General features: G+C 58.7%; 13 protein-coding genes and 4 pseudogenes. 14 read left to right on the top strand and 3 right to left on the bottom strand.

The features are described 5' to 3' along the window. The first annotated feature begins 72 nt into the window (after positions 1–72). The 6 genes and pseudogenes from gmd to BLT60_RS13975 all read left to right on the top strand — a co-directional run. A complete protein-coding gene (gmd, locus tag BLT60_RS14000) occupies positions 73–1,161 on the top strand; it encodes a GDP-mannose 4,6-dehydratase (protein ID WP_090877071.1) in 1,089 nt (362 codons plus the stop codon). Continuing rightward, the gene (gene fcl / locus BLT60_RS13995) at positions 1,154–2,152 is read left to right on the top strand and encodes a GDP-L-fucose synthase (protein ID WP_090877070.1); all 999 of its coding nucleotides are present in this window, start codon (positions 1,154–1,156) and stop codon (positions 2,150–2,152) included. Before gmd ends, fcl begins: the two co-directional genes overlap by 8 nt. 214 nt (positions 2,153–2,366) lie before the next feature. Then, positions 2,367–3,782, top strand: coding sequence for a mannose-1-phosphate guanylyltransferase/mannose-6-phosphate isomerase (locus BLT60_RS13990; protein WP_090877069.1), 1,416 nt, complete (start codon positions 2,367–2,369; stop codon positions 3,780–3,782). A 172-nt stretch (positions 3,783–3,954) separates the two neighbouring features. After that, positions 3,955–4,947 (top strand): GDP-mannose 4,6-dehydratase, encoded by a 993-nt coding sequence (locus BLT60_RS13985; protein ID WP_175478436.1) that lies wholly within the window; start codon positions 3,955–3,957, stop codon positions 4,945–4,947. A 106-nt stretch (positions 4,948–5,053) separates the two neighbouring features. Further along, the gene (locus BLT60_RS13980; RefSeq protein WP_175478435.1) at positions 5,054–7,276 is read left to right on the top strand and encodes a glycosyltransferase; all 2,223 of its coding nucleotides are present in this window, start codon (positions 5,054–5,056) and stop codon (positions 7,274–7,276) included. 57 nt (positions 7,277–7,333) lie between these two features. Further along, positions 7,334–7,735 (top strand): annotated as a pseudogene (locus BLT60_RS13975) (FAD-dependent oxidoreductase); the annotation flags it as partial. Positions 7,736–7,847: 112 nt separating this feature from the next. On the opposite strand, the pseudogene BLT60_RS24060 reads toward BLT60_RS13975, so the two are convergent. Then, a pseudogene (locus BLT60_RS24060) lies at positions 7,848–8,012 on the bottom strand (IS3 family transposase); the annotation flags it as partial. 7 nt (positions 8,013–8,019) lie between these two features. Here BLT60_RS24060 and BLT60_RS13970 point away from each other — a divergent pair. From BLT60_RS13970 to BLT60_RS13935, 7 genes and pseudogenes are all read left to right on the top strand, one after another. After that, positions 8,020–8,387 (top strand): annotated as a pseudogene (locus BLT60_RS13970) (integrase core domain-containing protein); the annotation flags it as partial. A gap of 74 nt (positions 8,388–8,461) precedes the next feature. Next, entirely contained in the window at positions 8,462–10,093 is a 1,632-nt protein-coding gene (locus BLT60_RS13960; protein ID WP_139167839.1) for a class I SAM-dependent methyltransferase, read from the top strand. Then, a complete protein-coding gene (locus tag BLT60_RS13955; RefSeq protein ID WP_090877064.1) occupies positions 10,083–10,712 on the top strand; it encodes a class I SAM-dependent methyltransferase in 630 nt (209 codons plus the stop codon). The genes BLT60_RS13960 and BLT60_RS13955 overlap by 11 nt, the downstream gene beginning before the upstream one ends. Positions 10,713–10,717: 5 nt before the next feature. Continuing rightward, complete coding sequence (locus tag BLT60_RS13950; protein ID WP_090877063.1) at positions 10,718–12,946, top strand: glycosyltransferase; 2,229 nt, start codon at positions 10,718–10,720, stop codon at positions 12,944–12,946. Continuing rightward, positions 12,943–14,133, top strand: coding sequence for a glycosyltransferase (locus BLT60_RS13945; protein WP_090877062.1), 1,191 nt, complete (start codon positions 12,943–12,945; stop codon positions 14,131–14,133). The genes BLT60_RS13950 and BLT60_RS13945 overlap by 4 nt, the downstream gene beginning before the upstream one ends. 32 nt (positions 14,134–14,165) lie before the next feature. Further along, positions 14,166–14,981 carry a hypothetical protein gene (locus tag BLT60_RS13940; RefSeq protein WP_090877061.1) on the top strand — a complete coding sequence of 272 codons (816 nt, stop codon included), beginning with the start codon at positions 14,166–14,168 and terminating at the stop codon, positions 14,979–14,981. 377 nt (positions 14,982–15,358) lie between these two features. Further along, positions 15,359–16,470 (top strand): annotated as a pseudogene (locus tag BLT60_RS13935) (IS256 family transposase). A gap of 278 nt (positions 16,471–16,748) precedes the next feature. On the opposite strand, the gene BLT60_RS13930 reads toward BLT60_RS13935, so the two are convergent. Both BLT60_RS13930 and BLT60_RS13925 read right to left on the bottom strand, forming a co-directional pair. Then, entirely contained in the window at positions 16,749–17,381 is a 633-nt protein-coding gene (locus BLT60_RS13930) for a sulfotransferase family 2 domain-containing protein (RefSeq protein ID WP_175478434.1), read from the bottom strand. A gap of 84 nt (positions 17,382–17,465) precedes the next feature. After that, positions 17,466–18,404, bottom strand: coding sequence for an NAD-dependent epimerase/dehydratase family protein (locus tag BLT60_RS13925; protein ID WP_175478433.1), 939 nt, complete (start codon positions 18,402–18,404; stop codon positions 17,466–17,468). Between the two features lie 200 nt (positions 18,405–18,604). Here BLT60_RS13925 and BLT60_RS13920 point away from each other — a divergent pair, with 200 nt between their 5' ends. Continuing rightward, the gene (locus BLT60_RS13920; RefSeq protein ID WP_090877058.1) at positions 18,605–19,006 is read left to right on the top strand and encodes a glutamate--tRNA ligase family protein; all 402 of its coding nucleotides are present in this window, start codon (positions 18,605–18,607) and stop codon (positions 19,004–19,006) included. Positions 19,007–19,015 lie beyond the last annotated feature (9 nt).

Below are 19,015 nucleotides of genomic sequence, written 5' to 3'. Positions count from 1 at the left end.
GACTCTGACTCGATCTCCGAGTAGCCACTTCCTCCGAAGGTGCATCGACAAATTGCCAGGAGACAATTTCTTTTGACCAACCACTCGACCAACGAGGGCCAGGGCAAGGTCGCCCTGATCACCGGCGTCACCGGGCAGGACGGCGCATATTTGTCGGAGTTTCTGCTGGCGAAGGGCTACGTCGTCCACGGGATCAAGCGCCGCTCCTCGTCGTTCAACACCGGCCGGATCGAGGACCTTTACCAGGAGCCGCACCAGGCGAACCAGACGTTCGTCCTTCACTATGGCGACATGACCGATGCGACCAACCTGATCCGCATCGTTCAGGAGACCCAGCCGGACGAGATCTACAACCTCGCCGCCCAGTCGCATGTGATGGTCAGCTTCGAGACCGCCGAATACACCGCCAACGCCGACGCGCTGGGAACGCTGCGCCTGCTCGAGGCCATCCGCCTGCTTGGGCTTGAGAAGAAGACAAAATTCTACCAGGCGTCGACGTCGGAGCTTTATGGCAAGGTCCAGGAAATCCCGCAGACCGAGACGACGCCCTTTTACCCTCGTTCGCCCTATGCCGCCGCCAAGCTTTACGCCTACTGGATCGTGGTGAATTATCGCGAAGCCTACGGCATCCATGCGTCGAACGGCATCCTCTTCAACCACGAGAGCCCGATCCGCGGCGAAACTTTCGTCACCCGCAAGATTACCCGCGCGGCGGCCGCCATCTCGCTCCAACGGCAGGACAAGCTGTATCTCGGCAACCTCGACGCCCAGCGCGACTGGGGCCACGCCCGCGAATATGTCCGGGCGATGTGGATGATGCTGCAGCAGGACGAGCCGGATGACTATGTGCTGGCCACCGGTGTCACGACCACCGTCCGTTCTTTCGTCGAATGGGCCTTCGCCGATGTCGGCATCACGCTGGAGTGGCGGGGCACGGGCGTCGACGAGAAAGGCCACGACGCGGCGACCGGCAAGGTGCTGGTCGAGGTCGATCCGCGTTACTTCCGTCCGACCGAGGTCGAATTGCTGATCGGCGATCCCTCGAAGGCCCGCGCCAGGCTTGGCTGGACCCATGACACCTCGGTGCGAGACCTCGTCAAGGAGATGGTTCGGGAGGACCTCAAGGTCATGGCCGATGCCCCGGTAATCCGCGATGCCTGACAACGCGACGCCCTTTTCGCTCGACGGCAAGCGCGTCTGGGTCGCCGGCCACCGCGGCATGGTCGGGCAGGCCGTCGTCCGCCGCCTCGAAGACGAGCCCTGCGAGATCCTTACCGCCGACCGCAAGACGGTCGACCTACGGAACCAGGCCGAGGTCAAGGCCTGGCTGGCGGATGCGCGGCCCGATGTCGTCATCCTCGCAGCCGCGCGGGTTGGCGGGATTCTCGCCAATTCCACCTACCCGGCGGATTTTCTCTACGACAACCTGATGGTCGAGGCGAATATCATTCATTCGTCTTTCGAGGTCGGTGTCGGGAAGCTCCTCTTCCTCGGTTCGAGCTGCATCTATCCGAAATTCGCCGAGCAGCCGATCACTGAGGAAAGCCTGCTGACCGGCCCCCTCGAGTCGACCAACGAGGCTTATGCGATCGCCAAGATTGCCGGCATCAAGCTCTGCGAAGCCTACCGGCAGCAGCATGGCGCCGATTTTATTTCGGCCATGCCGACCAATCTCTACGGCCCGGGCGACAATTTCGATCTTCAGTCGAGCCATGTCCTGCCGGCGTTGCTTCGCCGGACGCATGAAGCGAAGCAGCGTGGCGATCCCAGCCTGGTGATCTGGGGGAGCGGATCGCCGCGCCGCGAGTTCCTCCATGTCGACGACTGCGCGGCGGCGCTGGTGTACCTCCTGCAAAATTATTCGGCGCCCACCCACGTTAATATTGGCTTTGGCGAGGACATCAGCATCCTCGATCTGGCCCGCCTGATCGCCGGGATCGTCGGTTTCTCCGGAACGATCGAGCACGATCTCTCCAAGCCGGACGGGACGCCCCGGAAGCTGATGAGCAGCGCCAGACTGCAGGCCCTCGGTTGGAAGCCGAAGATCGGCCTGCGGGACGGTATCGCGTCGACTTACGAGTATTTTGTCCGGATGACGGACCAGCCCGCCCGGGGCGGGTCTTCGCTTCGCGGGTTTGCCGCGAGCGGTTAGGCAGGCGTACGGTTCGTCCTCGCCGCCGTCATGCGACACTTCGGGCGAGGTGGGTTGCGATCCGCCCGGCGGCGCTCGACGGGATTGAGAAACCGGGAGGGCAATTGTTCGAACGCAATAGTTTCGCCCGGAATGGCCTTGGTATGCTGTTTTTGGTAGAGGTCGGCTTTCCGCGTGTTGCGGCTTGTTTTTCCATCCTTGACCGAGGCTTGCCGTGAGTGACCTGATCTTGCCCGTTCTGCTGTCGGGAGGCGCGGGGACGCGGCTCTGGCCGACGTCGAATGTCGGGGTGCCGAAGCCTTTCCTGGCGCTGGCCGGGGAACGGCCGACCTTCTCGGCGACGCTGTCGCGGATCGCCGATCCGAAGCTCTTCGCGCCGCCGCTGGTCGTCGCCCGCAGCGAGCATCGCTACCTGATCGAGGCCTCGCTGGCGGATGCTGGCCTGCCGGCCTCGCTGCTGCTCGAGCCGGAGCCGATGAGCACCACCGCGGCGATCGCCGCCGCCGCCGAATGGGCGGCCGCCCGCGCCCCCGACGCGCTGATCCTGGTGCTGGCCGCCGATCATGCGATCCGCGACGATGCCGGCTTCCGCCGCACCGTCGCCCGGGCGGCCCCGGCGGCGCGGGACGGCCGGATCGTCGTCTTCGGCATCGTGCCGACCGAGCCGGAGACCGGCTATGGCTATATCCGCCCCGGCGAACTGCTCACCGGGTCGGAAGGCGTCTCCCGGGTCGCCGCCTTCGTCGAGAAGCCGGACGCCGACCGGGCCGTGCAACTGATCAAGGAGGGCTGCCTGTGGAACAGCGGCAACTTCCTGATGCGGGCCGCGACCGCCCTTGAAGAGATCCGCCGCCATGCGCCGAAGACCGGCGCCGCCTGCGCGGCGGCGCTCCGCGAAGGCAAGACATCCGGCGACACGATCGAACTGTCGCGCGAGCACTTCATCGCGGCCGAGCCGATCTCCTTCGACCATGCGGTGCTGGAGAAGTCGGACCGTATCGCGGTCGCCACGGCGACCTTCGACTGGGCCGATATCGGCACCTGGGCAGCGGTGTGGACGGCATCGGGCCGCGACGCCGCCGGCAATGCGATCGAGGGCGACGTGGCGCTGGTCGATACCGACGGCAGCCTGGTCAGCACCGACGGCCCGGTGGTCGGCGTCGTCGGCATGAAGGACGCGGTGGTGGTGGCGGCCAACAACGCCGTGCTGGTCGCGCCGCGCGACCGGGCAGGCGACGTCAAGGCGCTGGCCTCGAAGCTCGGCAAGCTGGAAGGCGCGCTGATCGGCGGCCATGCCAGGCATTATCGTCCCTGGGGCTATTATCAGTCGCTCGATGTCGGCCCGACTCACCAGGTCAAGCGCATCGTGGTCAATCCCGGCGCGCGGCTGTCGCTGCAGAAGCATCGCCACCGGGCCGAGCACTGGACGACGGTCGTCGGGACGATCGAGGTTACCGTTGATGAAAACGTCACGCTTCTCGGCGAAAATCAGTCGACCTTCATCCCGCGCGGCGCCGTCCACCGCGCCGCCAACCCCGGTAAGCAGCCAGCGATGCTCATCGAGGTCCAGTATGGCGACTATCTCGGCGAAGACGACATCATCCGTATCGAGGACGATTACGGAAGATGATTTCTGGAAATCGCGCTCGCGGAGGCCCGTGGAGCGCGATGACGCTTCAGGGTTGCGTATCCTAGCGATTTCGTGACATCAGGGCATTACCCAGGGCGCAATCGGCCCACGTCGCTCCGCTGTTTCTAATCGCTGCGAATCCACAATCGCTGATATCCAGGGAAAAATTGGCGTGACGATCAAAGCACGAACTGCTCTGATTACCGGAATTTCCGGCCAAGACGGTGCTTATCTGGCGCGTATTCTTGTCGATCGGGGGTACGCCGTTCATGGTACGTCTCGTTCATTGAGCAAGGCGAACTTGACTAATCTATCAAGGGTCAGAGTGCGGGATGACGTCAAGCTGCACGAAGTCGACTATCGCGACGCCACACAATTGGAAATATTCGTCGGTGAGCATAACTTTTCTCACGTTTTTCATCTGGCCGCGCCCTCGTCGGTGGCCAGTTCCTTCCTTGATCCAATCGGGACGATCGACAGCATTGTCGTGTGCACCCAAAACCTAGTACGGGCAATTGAAAGAAGTCGTTATAAAACGCGGTTCGTAAACGCTTGCTCGTCCGAATGCTTCGGCGATGTATCCGAGAAGGCGAACGAAACCACCAAATTTTGCCCGGTGAGCCCATATGGCATTGCCAAAGGGGCCGCGCATCGGCTGGTAGAACGGCAGCGTGCTAGCGGTAGGTGGTTCTCCTCGGCGATTCTGTTTAACCACGAGTCGCCATTCCGAGACCCCACCTTTGTCACAAAAAAAATTATCAGGGGCGCGATAGACGCCAGCGACGGGAAGATTGACTACCTGGAACTAGGAAACCTTGACGTCGTTAGGGATTGGGGATGGGCGCCCGAATACATGGAGGCTATGGCACTTATGGGCGAGCAGGATCAGCCGCAAACTTTCGTGGTCGCCACGGGCGTGCACATGAAGTTAACGCGCTTCGTCGAGTTAGCCTTTGAATATTTTGGGCTGGATTGGACGAAATTCGTGCACATCTCCCCGGACCTTATGCGATCCGCTGACATTAATGTCAGCGTGGGAGATCCTAAAAAAATAGACCTTGAACTTGGATGGAGAGCTAAAGCGAAAGGACCTACTCTGATCGAATTGCTTATCGAAGCCGAACTGGGTATTCATAGCAGAGAAAAACCCCGTTTTTCCTTGTAGTCTGCTATTTTGTACAAATATTCGAATCAAAAAATTGGCACCTAGGTCGAATATGTACAACATTGGAATCGATTTAACCTCACCTATTGCTAGCATTGACTGTGGAATGGTTAATGCGTTTTCGTTTTTACTCGAAAATACTTTAGAAGAAACGCGTAAATTAAATATATATTTAATAACAAATGAAAAATCGTACGAAAGATACAGTAAATACGCATCATCGAATGCGGTTTGTGTTTTGTCTAATCCAAGAGCGCTACATTCGACCAATCCGCTGGATGTTTTGCATTCTCCATTTAACGCGATCTTGAATCCGATCAATGGCGTGCGTAATTTATTGAGTCGGTATGATTTAATACCTTGTCATTTTCCCGAATTTTTCTCCTCTCAGGCATCGAATCAGGCTTTGGAAAGCTGTAAAGCCGCTGACCATATTCTGGTTCCGTCGGAATATGTAAAATCAGATATTATCGAACGAACCAATGTTTCTGCGCAATCTATTACTGTAATTTACCCGCCGCTCGACAATCGGTTCACCGCAAGGAAATCTGTCGAGTTTCGAAAAAGCCGGCCTTACATCCTCTATCCGGCGGCAGGTCGACCGCATAAGAACCATCGAAATCTGTTTTCTGCAATGACGCAGGTAGACTGCGAATTAGTTCTAACGACTGGTGAAAAGCATGATGCCGAACGGTTCAAAGAATTACAACGGCTGGCAGATGAATTAAACGTTTCCGACAAAACTAAGATTCTCGGATATTTGTCCAAAGAAGAACTTGTGTCGCTGTATTTCGGTGCAGACGCGCTAGTGTTTCCTTCGTTGGGAGAGGGATTCGGGTATCCTTTGGTTGAGGCTATGTCTGTCGGTCTGCCGATTGCTTGCTCGAATGCCAGTTGCATTCCAGAGATTGCCAGGGGCGGTGCGATTTATTTTAATCCTAAAGATCCAAACGACATAGCCTCCAAGATTAATACTATTTTGTCAAATAGAGATATCAGAGATAGAGTAACGCAAGAGCAGCGCCAAATAATAAAACGCTATAGCGCTGATAACGCTGCGACGAAGCTTGTGTCGCTGTACATTTCACTAGCGCACAACAACCAAATTGATAAAATTAAAAGCCGTCGGGATGGTGCGACGAAAATGCGGCTTGCCAATCGCCATATTCTTGAAGAAAACGGCGCTGTTAGCGCGGTCGCGCCCTCATACGGCGTCCTTTTAGATTGTAGCCGACTTTTCGACGGAAGTATCCACACCGGAATAAGTCGCCACATCAGAACACTCGCGAAAGGTCTTCTGTCTAGCAAGGAGGTCGCTCTCATACCGTTCTATGATCCCGGCGCTAGGCGCTATGGGTCAAAAATAAAAGACAGCGTACAAACAATATCTGTTTATGGACATGATATTGGCGTGTATCCGAAAGAACAAGCGGAATTCCTTGCGCGGACAGTTTCAGGGAGCGTTGTTTTTCATTCACCATTTCATCCGCTTCCTGCCGAAAGACATGCCGATTTCGCCTATTGTTTAACCATTCATGATATTATTCACTTAAGGCGACCGGATATATACCCAGAAGGTCAAGAAGGAATTACGAGCGACATCGTCAATAGCATTAGAGAAAATGATGAAATAATATGTGACTCGAGATTTACTGCAGATGAATTGCGTCAATATTTGGGAGCTCGTGCTAAACTAAGCATAACGGTGGCGTACTTGGCTGGGTATGGCGCCAATATTTCGAAAATTGAAAATAGTAGATTTTTTCGCAACAAGACGATTGTTGTCTTGCATCAAAGGGACCCGCGTAAACGATTTGAACATATGCTCGATGTCGCTGGCCACTACTGCGAGAGCATCGACCCTCAGGCCCGCGTTTGTGTGATCGGCGCCAAGACGACGGCTGCCGACCGTGATCGTATTTTTCAGCGACCAGAACTGGAAGACAAAGTCACTTTTGTAGGTACCCCTTCGGACGAGGAGATGGGGGAGGTGTTTAAGCGGGCGTTGTGCATGTTGTACCTCTCGGAAGAAGAGGGATTTGGCCTCCCGCCCCTCGAAGCAATGAGTTGGGGGTGTCCGCCAATTATAGCGAAGAACTCCTCGATGGCCGAGATCTATCGCGGGTGGCCCTTCCTTGTGCCTAATCATGCCACTTCGGTCGCGGTCGCGCAGCGCATTTCGGAGCTAAGCACTGCGTCGCCGGGTTGGTTTATTCGCGCGGCGGAGACGATACTGAGCAGATACACGGTGGAGAACATGGTCGCGGACCATCGTGCTGCTTATCAGGAAGCCATTCGACGCCACCGGCGGTCCACAGCGAGGCGCTAGCAGCACACTGATTATTTCAGCCCGAACGATGGAGCTCCTGATGCCCGCGCTCAACAGGAATTGTCTCACATGAGAGTCATCGTACTCGGGGCCGGCGTGATTGGCGTGACCACCGCCCACTATCTTGCCGAGGCGGGACACGAGGTGGTGGTTGTCGACCGCTAGGCGGGCCCCGGCCTGAACCAGCTTTGCCAATGCCAGGGAGATCTCCCCCGGCTACGCCTCGCCATGGGCCGGGCCCGGCGTGCCGTTGAAGGCGATCAAGTGGCTGCCGATGCACCACGGGCCGCTCCTCCTGCGGGCCAGGCTCGATCCGCGCATGTGGGTTTGGATCGCCGGCATGCTGCGCAACTGCACGTCGGCGCGTTACGCGATCAACAAGGCGCGCATGGTCCGCGTAGCCGAGTACAGCTGCAGGCGCTGCGGGCCTATACCGGGATCGCCTATGACGAGCGAAGCCATAGGCGCTGACACCAGACACTTCCATGAGACAAGAAGGATCGACATTCCTTCGGGAGGCTAGCAATGCGGAAATGCCGGGCAAAGCCCTCACGTCGCGGCAGCACGTGAATGCCCGTCTGATCGATACGCCCCAATCCGCCAGCATCCCGTCGACCAGCTTACACTTGCGGGCAGGCCTCAGAGCTTTCGGCGGATGACACTGAAGCATCTCCCGGCCGAGCGTCAGATCGGCGACGATCTTCTTCAGCCGGCCGTTCTCATCCCCCAGCGTTCTCACGCGACGCGGCGAGGATGTGGTCCAGACGCTCGAACGGGTCTGCGGCCGGATTGGGTATCCGAAAACCATCCGGGTCGACAACGGCAGCGAGTTCATCTTCCGGGACCTCGATCTGTGGGCTTATGCCAACAACGTCACGCTCGCCTTCTCACGGCCCGGAAAGCCGACGGATAACGGCTTCATCGAGGCGTTCAACAGCAGGTTCAGGGCGGAGTGCCTGAACGCCCACTGGTTCCTGACCCTTGCCGATGCCCGAGAAAAGTTGGAGGATTGGCGTCGAGACTACAACGAGGTCGTCCTCACAGCGCAATCGGATACAAGGTGCCGATCAAGGTGCAAAAACCCGATGGCGCGACCAGCCCGCCATCGTGATCGGAGCCGGAAAACTCCAGATACCGGCGGTCCAAACTTCGGGCTCAGCGCAATCAGAATTGGACGACAAGTACATGAACGAAGATGTGGCGGCCGGACAATCGGCAGATCTCAAAGCGGACCTCGAGGCAGTGCGCAGAGAGAACGAACTCCTGCTCGTTAAACTGCATATCGCAGAGGAGGAGATCGAAGAATTTAGATTCCAAGAAGAATCTAAACAATTGGTCGACACTGCGAGTCGATCGGTAATAACCGACCATGTGCCTGCAGGGACGGGACCAAACCGACCGGAGTCCGCGCGGACAAAGGGGCCTCCTGACCAAAAGAGAAATCGTGGCGATACCCTCGAAAAAAATCGAAAAGCAGGAGCAGTTGGTCAAGCCACAATCAAGGAGCGCTCGACGAAAGGCGAGGCACGCGAGAAACGCGGCGTGTTGATGGAATTCATTCGGACCACGCCAATCGCGACTGCAGCGATCGTGATGATGATGGTCTTCCTCGCCGTGGTTGTCGCGATCCCGGATCGAGTCGGGGCGGCGCAGCTTTTCGTGGGACTGGCGCCGCTGTTGCTTCTGGGGGTAATTGGTTCCATCGTACATGACCGCTTCCGAAAGGGCGTTCGAAAGCGGCTCTTCCGAATGGAGCGAATGGCTGCCGGCCGGGCATTGAGAATGAAGGGAGAAATCCGGAAGATAAGGAGGAAAACAGCCAAGCTTCGGGAAGCCATCCGCCGAGAGAGGGAGGTGAGACGCACCGCGCAAAAAGCCCTTGCTGCGACGAATAAGCTTGTGGCGGAACCCGGCGCCACCAAGGACCACGTTCAGCGGGACGAAGGGTCGCTCGATGCTCACATTCCCGCCTTCTTGAACGCGGTCCGTTCGGTGCGCGCGTTCGGCTTTGAACTTGCTCGTGCGCGCGAAGAAATCCGAGCCCTCTCCGAGGCCAACCAAAGGCTGGATCGGCTCTTGGCCGACCGAGGCCCCGAAGAAACGATCATCGATCGGCTGGATCAAATCCCGACCGAACTTAGCAAGAAGGCGGACGCGGTCCTTATCCCGAAACTTTGGGAACGGATCGAATTTGTCCGGCGCGAGATGATGTACGAGCTGAAGTACCGAGGCGATTTGTCTCAGGCGGAATCGAGCCGGCCGAGATCGACAGCGGAGCCTCTGCTGACGACTTCTGGTGAGAAAATCCGCCTCAACGTAGGCTGTGGCCATATCCCGATCCAAGGATACATCAACGTGGACATGCGGGACTTGCCGGGCGTCGACGTGGTTGCTCCAGCGGACGCCCTGCCGGTTGGTCCGGGGACCGTCGCGGAAATACACTCGGCTCACCTTATTGAACACTTCCCGGAGGAAATGCTGCGACGGAACCTGCTGCCGTATTGGTTCTCGCTCCTGGAACCGGGAGGGCTGCTGCGTGCCATAGTGCCCGACGGTGACCAGATGATCCGAGCGGCCGGAGCGGGCACCTACGGTTTCGAAGAGTTCCGAGAAGTGCTCTTCGGCGCCCAGGAATACGAAGGTGACTTTCACTACAACCTGCTAACGCCCGAGAGTGCGACAGATCTGTTCACAGAAGCCGGCTTCGAAAATGTCGAGATACCGATCCGCGGCCGGCGCAATGGCAAGTGTTTCGAATTCGAGATTTCCGCAGTGAAGCCGGTGGCGGAGAAGCACGCGACGGACCATGGCATCTGACCTTCCTTACCCATTGGCGCTCCGCCGCGAGCATGTTCAGGGTGCACGGCTTTACGCGACCCGCGACGACGCGCTTGAGTCTCTGCCCGCCGGTGGGCATGTGGCCGAGATCGGCGTCGCGTACGGCGACTTTTCGGAACGGCTTTGCGGCGTGCTGGCTCCAAAATTGTTCGACGCCTTTGATCTCTTTCAACTGCACAAGGTCGAGGTCATCTGGGGGCGTCCGTTAATTGAGACATTCCAAGGCCGGAGCCACCGCGCATTTTACGAAGAACGTTGCGCCGACCGGATCGCGGCGGGCCGGATGCGCCTATTCGAGGGTGACAGTTCGGCGCTCATGGCGCGTTCCTGCCCTGATCAATTTTACGACGTGATCTACATTGACGGTGCCCATTCGTATGACGGTGTCCGCCGCGATACCGAGGCCGCGCTGGCCAAAATCAAGCGGCATGGTTATCTGATCTTCAATGATTACATCATGGCCGACTTGACCGGAAACTCGCCTTACGGCGTCGTACAGGTAGTGAATGAACTTTGCGTCTCCAGCGACTGGCGCGTGCACTACCTGGCCCTGCAGGCGTCGATGTTCTGCGATAACTGCTTGGTGCGGCGGTGCTAGATTCCATGCGTGCCTCGGTCATCATCGTCACCGACGGCCGCGCTGAAGCCGTCGTGCGGACTCTGGAGAGCCTAGACTGGCTGGAATGGCGGGAGTTCGAGGTCATCGTTGTTTGCGGCCCCACACCAGACGGTACACGCGAGCGCATTGCCAAATGGGGAAGGCGGATCAAGGTCGTACATTGCCCGCTGCGCAACATTTCGCTTGCGCGAAATGAGGGCATCTCGGTTTCGGCTGGCGACATCGTGGCTTTTCTTGACGATGATGCCATCCCAGAGCCCGACTGGCTGGCCGGGATCGTGGCTGCATATGTGGAGCCGGAGGTCGGGGCGGTAGGTGGCTCGGTCTACGACCATACCGGTACAAAGCTGCAATACTCTTATTCAACTGCAGATCGTCTCGGCCGCGCCGATTGGCGGCGCACGGAGCCAGCTTACGATTTCGATTTTCCACTGTCGGCTGCGATACCATACGTGCAGGGTGCTAATAGCTCATTTCGGGCCGACGCCTTGCGCGCGGTTGGCGGCTTCGACGAAGAGTACGAGTTCTACCTAGACGAAACCGACCTCTGCTGCCGCCTCGTTGACGCGGGCTGGCGCGTCCGCCAGCTTGCAGGTGCTGCCGTCCATCACAAATTCCTGCCGAGTGAAATCCGTTCTGCCGATCGGATCACGCGCAAGCGTTTCGCTGTGATAAAGAACAAGCTTTACTTTTCGCTCATCAATGGCGGTGACCACTATCCGCTTGACACGCTGATTCGCGATGCTGCCCGTTTCATTGATGAGCATGACAAGGACATTCGTCACCATCTTGATGGCGGCAGAATGACCGAGGCGGAGCTCAAGTCATACTGGGAGGATGTCGAGCTTGCATGGCGGATCGGGCTCGAGCGCGGCCTGTCTGGGGTGCGCAGGACGCGGGAGCCGGCCGACTGGCCCGACCCGCCAGCCTTTCTACCATTTGTGACAAGAATTCCGAGCGGCGGCGCACGTACCTATTGCCTTGTGAGTCAGGAATACCCGCCCGAAAGGACCGGCGGCATCGGGCGCTATGTCCACCAGATCGCAAGTGGCATCGCGGCGCGCGGTCATCACGTCCATGTCATTGCGAAAAGCGACTCTCACGATCGTCTCGACTTCGAGGATGGGGTCTGGGTCCACCGGCTCGGGAGCGGCCACGACCCAGTGCAGCCCATGCCGGATGGATGGCACATGCCCGCTCATATATGGGGGCGAGCGACCCGGGTTGCGCAAGAGGTTGACCGGATAGCGGAGAAGAACCCACTCGGTGCGATTTACGTGCCGCTCTGGGACTGCGAGGCCGCGGCTCTGGTTGCTGCGGAGCGGTGGCCCGTGGTGCTTGGGCTGCAAACAAGCCTCCGCCACTGGCTCGATAGCCGGCCGGCCGAGCGGGCAGATGCGACCTTCATGAAGATGTTCGGTAAGCCGATGATCGAAACGGAGGGACGAATTCTCGCCGGCGCGGCGCACATCCATGCGATCAGCCGCGCCATCTCTATCGAGATTTCGGAACGCTACGCAGTTGACTTTCCGGCTGACCGGATCAGCGTTGTGCCCCTTGGCATTGCCGATGAAGTGGCGGCCGTCGCCATCGCACCAGCACGTTTGCCGGAGGGAGGAGTGCGACTACTCTTCGTCGGCCGGCTGGAATCGCGCAAGGGCATTCATGTCCTCTTGCCGGTGCTCGAACGGCTGGTTGCGAAGCGTCCCTTGCTCCACGTCGATATCGTTGGCAACGACCAGATTCCAGGACCCGAGGGGCAGACCTACCGCACGGCCTTCGAGAACACCGCCTCGGCGGCCGTCCAAGAAAGAGTTCATTTCCACGGCGAAGTCCCGGCCGAGGCGCTTCGCGGCTTCTACGAGGCCTGCGATATCTTTGTCGCCCCATCGCTCTTCGAAAGCTTTGGCTTGGTAGTCGTCGAGGCGATGATGCATGGCAAACCCTCGGTGGCCTGCGCCACCGGCGGCATGGTCGAGGTCGGCCTCGCCGGAGAGACCACCTTGTTCGCGGAACCCGGCGATGAAGGCTCGCTAGAGGCGGCCTTGGATACGCTCCTCGAAGATTCCGTCCTTCGCACAAGCCTGGGCGAGGCTTCGCGGCGACACTATGAGAGGCAGTTCACGCCGGCATCGATGGTCGAAGGCGTGCTCCGTCTCCTCGATGGCGCTGCTGCGCCGGTGCCGCAGCCGATATTTGAAGTCACTTCATGAAACCCGCGGCTAAAAAGGTGCCGCCGGCTCGGCCGACCAATATCTCGATCGTGGCGCCGATGCTGGTGGAGCGGGATGCCATCTCGCGGGCCGCGATCGACACTGGGCGGGCAGTCGCCCTGTCGTTCGGCGTTAAGCCGCGTTTCTTTACCTATTGCTGCGAACTCCCCGGTGTTGAGTTCACCTTGGTGCGCTCGGTTGACGACCTGCTCGCAAACCCCGCATTCCAAGATTCTGATATCGTGATCTACCATTTCGGCGTTTACGCCGATGTGATTGACGCCGTGATGATAGGTGCGCCCGGAGCGTTGCAGGTCATGCGTTTCCACAATGTCACATCGCGCGAACTCGTGCCGGAGAGCGATTGGTTCGTGATCGACCAATCCTGGCAGCAAGTCCATCTGCTTCGCGATGCGGATCTGGTCTGGGCGGACAGCCTGGTAAATGCAGGGATTGCGACCGATCACGACGTGGATCCGCAACGAATCGAGGTGATCCCCCTTGCCATCGAGTTTCCCAAGAAAGGCTTGCTGGCAACAAAGCCTCGCGACGTGTTTGAACTCATCTTTGTCGGTCGCATCGTGCCATCGAAGGGTGTTATCGATCTTCTGGAGAGCATCGAGCGCCTGGCGGCAGAACCGAACGTCGGCCCGCTGAAAGCGCGCATCGTCGGCACGACTCGATGGTCATCGCCCGAGTATTTGCGGACCGTTCGGGAGACGATCATAACGCGCGGTCTTGATCCGATTGTTGAACTTGTGGGGGATGCCGACGCGACCAGCCTCGCGGAGCACTACGCGCGCGCGCATGTCTTCGTTCTGCCATCGTACCATGAAGGCTTCTGCGTGCCCGCCATTGAGGCGCTTAGGGGGGGCTGCTTACCAGTGACTTATGACGCGCACAATCTCCGACACATCGCGGGCGGTCACGGGAGGACCGTGCCGACCGGACAGCCACTCGCTTTGGCCAAGGCGCTGCTTGACGTCCTTGACGGCCTGCGGCAGGACGAGGCTCGTACCGACGCGGGAACCCGACCGCTGAGGACACACGACAAAGCCGTCGCCGACTACGTCGAGCAATTCAGCTTCGCCGCGTTCGCCGACCAGACGCACGAGTCGCTTCAATCGCTCTGGCAAGGGCTTTCAGCGGGCAGGGTTGATACGCGGGCCCGCGAGACGTCTCGATAAGGGTGCCAGACTAGCATGAGCATAGGGGGAAAATGATCGGCATCTGCAGCACTCAACGGTCCGGCACGACCGTCTTCCGCCAAATGCTGTCGGTTGCAGGCGCGGTCGATCTTGGCGAAATATTTCATCTGCAGGCAGGCGAGAATGGCTTCTACGCATACTTGAAAAATGCAATGGAGCAAGCCCCTGACGCAATACATCCCCAGATGCAGCCAACGGTTTTCCGAAGTTATCTAGATGCTCTGAAGAATCGATGCCCAGAAGGGCAGGTTGTTATTGACATCAAGATCGATCACGCTGCAGCGTTAGACTTTGGCTATCCGGGAGGTACCTACGTCAGCTATAGGGTACTTAGGGAAATAAACGCCAAGATCATCCGCGTGCATCGAATGAACAGGCTGCGCGTGGTGCTGTCACACTTGATCGCAAAGAAGACGGGCGTCTGGTCGCAGGGCAGGTCGCAGGGCCTCGCTCCCGAAACGATTAACGTTCCCGTGGAGTTGTTGATTGGTCAACTGGTGGCAGATATGAAGGCCGTGGAAGAGATCAGGCTTCGGATTCCGTGGGGCCTTACAGTCATCTACGAGCACTTGTTCGATCCTAATGGAAATGTGGCCCCTTACGCCTCAGAAGTGGTGTCCGCGCTGTGCCAGAATCAGACCTCCGCGGCCGACATTCAAGCTGGATTGACGATGTCGCGGCAAAACCCAGAGCCTATTTCCGATATCCTTGCTAATTACGATGAGGTCAAAAAAGCGCTTCTCGGGACCGAGTTCGCTTGGATGCTCGAGTTCGATTCTCTGGCGTTAAAAGCGACCGGGGAGTGCGGCAGCGCGAAACGCAGATGACCGCCTCTGGCCAGCCAAATCTGCGCCGGCATACCCGATTGCGCTTTACCTCTGGACGTGGAGGGCGGATTCGGTGCCGTCGGCACGCTCTCAATCAGATCACGTTCCGCACACCAATTGAAGAAACGTCGCCGGTAAACCAGCGAGCGCTTTGACGCGCCTGGTGAGCCGCGCTCGTCGATTGCCTCAGTGACATCAAGCACGTCCCGCTTCGATATCTTGCTGATCGGTTTATCGCGGCATTGGCGAGTGTCGAACCCGGTCAAGATGCGGCGGTAGATTACGTACAGAGTCTTTCGCACATTTGGTGAGCGAGGTGGCTTCCTTCAGGATATCTGAGAGGAGCTGAGATGGACGAGAAGCCGGAGGCCAAGCCGATGGGCCAGTTGATCCAGATCGATGAGGCGCGGATCAGGGACCATCTGGGCGAGATGGTTGGAGGCACGGTCGAGGAAGCGCTGAACGCGATGCTCGACGCGGAAGCGGACCGGGTCTGTGGCGCCGGTCGATATGAACGGACCGAGGGGCGTCGGGACACCCGCGCCGGCCACTACGAGCGCAATCTTGAGACGAAGGCGGGCAAGGTCAGCCTCAAGGTTCCGAAGCTACGTCGGCAGACCTTCGAGACGGCCATCATCGAGCGCTACCAGCGGCGGGAGAGTTCTGTCGAGGAAGCCCTGGTCGAGATGTATCTCGCCGGCGTCTCGGTGCGCCGCGTCGAGGACATCACCGAAGCGCACTGGGGCACGCGCGTCAGCCCGAGCACGGTCTCCAATCTCAACAAGAAGATCTAAGCCTTGATCGAGGAATGGCGGCACAAACCGATCGAGGGCGAATATCCGTACGTTTTTCTCGACGGGATCGTGATGAAGCGGAGTTGGGCGGGCGAGGTGCGCAACGTCTCGCTGCTCGTCGCGATCGGCGTCACCGCTGAGGGCTATCGTGAGATCCTCGGCATCTGCGAGGGCGCCAAGGAGGACAAGTCGTTTCCTGCGTCACCTGGTCGACCGCGGTCTCAAGGGCGTCGAACTGGTCGTTTCCGACGCCTGCCGCGGTCTGGTCGAGAGCGTGTCCGATTATCTGCCGGACGCGCGGTGGCAAAGGTGCGTCGTGCATTTTTACCGCAACGTCTTCAGCCATGTGCCCAGCACGAGGGTTCGCGAGGTCGGCCATATGTTCAAGGCGATCCACGCCCAGGAAACCGGGACACGGCCGCCGGCAAGGCCGAGGCGGTCGTTGCCGAGTTGCGCCGGCAGCGGATGGTGAAAGCCGCCGATCTGGTCGAACAGCAAGTCGGCGAAACCCTGACCTACTATGCCAGGCGACGAACCCGGGTCGTGGGCGCATGACCGGACGGTCAATCCTGCTTGAACCTCGCCGCCGCCCGCTCCGACACATTGCCGGAACCCAGTGGTCGACCCGGAAATACATGAACATGGACCCGCTCTGCGCGGACCATAGCCATCAACACGGAGCCGTCGTCGCGTGATCAAATGTGCGAAAGAAGCTGGACACTACCCGGCGGTACTCTCGCTGGGTCGAAGCCCTCTATCGTTGGCTCGCATACTTCGCTAAAAACTCCTCGGCGATTGTTCCAAACGTATTGCGATGCTCTTGGGTCTACGGTGCGGTTGGCGAGTCGTAGGTCATCCCAGATACGGTGTCGGCCATCGCTCGAAGTATGGCGAGCATCCCGTCAACCCGAGACTGGTTGAGACTGCCTGCGAATAGCGGCTTGCCGGCCGCGGCCGCGATGCTGGCTTTTGGTCAGAAACTGTAGCCGAACCGTTCCACGTCCTCTGCGAATTGGTGCGCGATCCGCTCCGCGAGCTCCAGGTCCAACACATCCTGATACCGGGGGCGTCGGGAAGCATTTATTCGTTCTAGTCTCAGAGAGCCCAAGCCAAGCCTCCGGCAGACTTCCCGGAAGTCGGCTTCGAGGTTCTCGAAGCGCATGAGATGCACCGCCGTCTGTCCGGTACCAAGGAAGGAGCATTGCGTCGGTTCGCCACTTTCGATAAAGCGTAAAAACTGAGCCCGGTCGAAGGTCTCTGGCCCCTGATCGTCGCATCGTATCCAAGACACTTGCTGCTCTTTTGCGACTTGCTTCCGAAAAAAGTAGAGGGAGACGGCCCGATCCCACGGATTGCGAACCGTCGCGAAAACGAAGTGATCCCGGATTCTTTCTCCGAGAAGCTCACCGTACTGGTTGGCCCTGAAGTGCTTGTCGGACCCAAGAACTGGATCGACCGTCCAGAAGTTTTCACCACTGCCGTGCCCGACCGGAGACGCAGCTTCGACCAGCTTGCTTTCTGAGAATGGCAAGAGTGCGCGGGAAATCGAATTGCCGCCCGTCTTTGGGACGTGGATGAACACGAACTTCCATTTTCTAGAGATCACTTCCAGCGCAACTCCTGTTTCTGAAATGAAATTTTGCGCCTGCCAATGATAAGAGTAATGCGGACGCTAAAATACGCCCGGTCGCTAACCTAAAGGCATTTTCTTACAGTGCCCAAGGGCGGACGAGCCTTGAAGACGGGCCTGAATGTCTTTCTTCATCCACTCGTAGGTCCTTGTAAGTCCTTCGTGCCAGGTGGTCACAGCCCGCCACCCGAGCATGCGTTCGGCTTTCGAGGTGGAGAATGCTTCCTGAAGGATCTGATTCTTACGTTGTTCGACAAAGATGATCGGAGATGAGGATCCGGCAATACGCTTAATGTCCTCCGCCATCCTCAGAGCCGAAATCGACTGCCTCGCCGTCAGATTGAACACCTCGCACTGCGCGCTGACCGGATCTTCCAAGCATGCCACCATGCCATCGACGATATCTTCAACGTAGATCAACGCGCGGTCGTGGGTCCCGTCGCCGTGGACAGTGATCGGATGCCCGTTCATCGCCTGCTCCAGGAAAACATGGACGCCGAGAGCCGGTCGCATTCCGGGCCCATATGTCGTCCCAAGACGAAGCGCGGTCCACGGCATTCTGTAGTTCAGTCCATATCCCCGGATGATCATCTCGGCCGCATATTTGGCGCAGGCATAGAGTTCCGGCGGCATTGGAAGGGATTGATCTTCGCTGTGCGGCGGAGACTTGGCGTTGCCATAGACGCAAGCGGTCGAAGCGAAGATCAGCCACTTTTTGTTCGTGGCGCACAGATACGCGACATTATCAGTCGCGTTCACGATATCCCTTACGCCAACCCTACCAGCATCTACCGATTCGGCCATAACGGTTAAATCCGCTTGCGCCGCGATATGAAAGACAACGTCCGCTGCCCGGATGCTCTTTTCAAGAATTGCGAGGTCCGCCAAATCCTTGCCGTCGACGCGATCGAAACCTTCGATGGCGTATCCATCTCGGGCGAGGCGCTGCTTGAGTTTGGACGCGACGAAGCCCTTGTCGCCGGTAATCAGAATTTTCATGATCCTCCGGAGAACGGGTGTTCCGGCGACGCGGTGGAGTCTGATACTCAAGTCTCGGGAATTACCCGGGAAGCGTTGCTCGCGCAACATGCTGACCTCGAAGTCGGCGCTGGCGTTGGCCAACGTTCTTGGTCGGAGGTCGGAAACTTGGCAGACAGCATTCGGCGACCGACGAGCACCGGAACCAGAAGGACCAGCCTATGGTTGAGGACGGAACAGGTGCGCGCGAAACGGGCCAAGACTTCATTCGCTACATCATTCGTGCCGATATCGGGGCCGGGCGGAACGGGACGGTGATTTCACGGTTCCCGCGCAAGCCGAACGGCTGCCTGCACGCCCGCGACACCAGTTCGGTCTGCCTCAATTTCGGCGGGACTTCGGAGTTCGCTGGGCAGTGCCATCTCCACGTCAACGACAACCGGGCCAAGGAAGAACAGGGAAGTATCTACGGCATTCAGGGCGTCCGCCGGCTCCGCTTCGGCGGGGCGAACAGGCCCGTTACGCCTCGGACTATTTCCAGCAACTCTTCCCCTTGGGCGATCGAACTGATCCGCACCGGCATGGCCTATGTCGACGACCAGTCCCCAGGGGAGATGTCCTAGGAACGCGGC

This window comes from Bauldia litoralis (assembly GCF_900104485.1).
Classification (GTDB): domain Bacteria; phylum Pseudomonadota; class Alphaproteobacteria; order Rhizobiales; family Kaistiaceae; genus Bauldia; species Bauldia litoralis.
The sequence above is the reverse complement of the archived record's forward strand: the minus strand, read 5'-3'. Positions and strand labels throughout refer to the sequence as shown.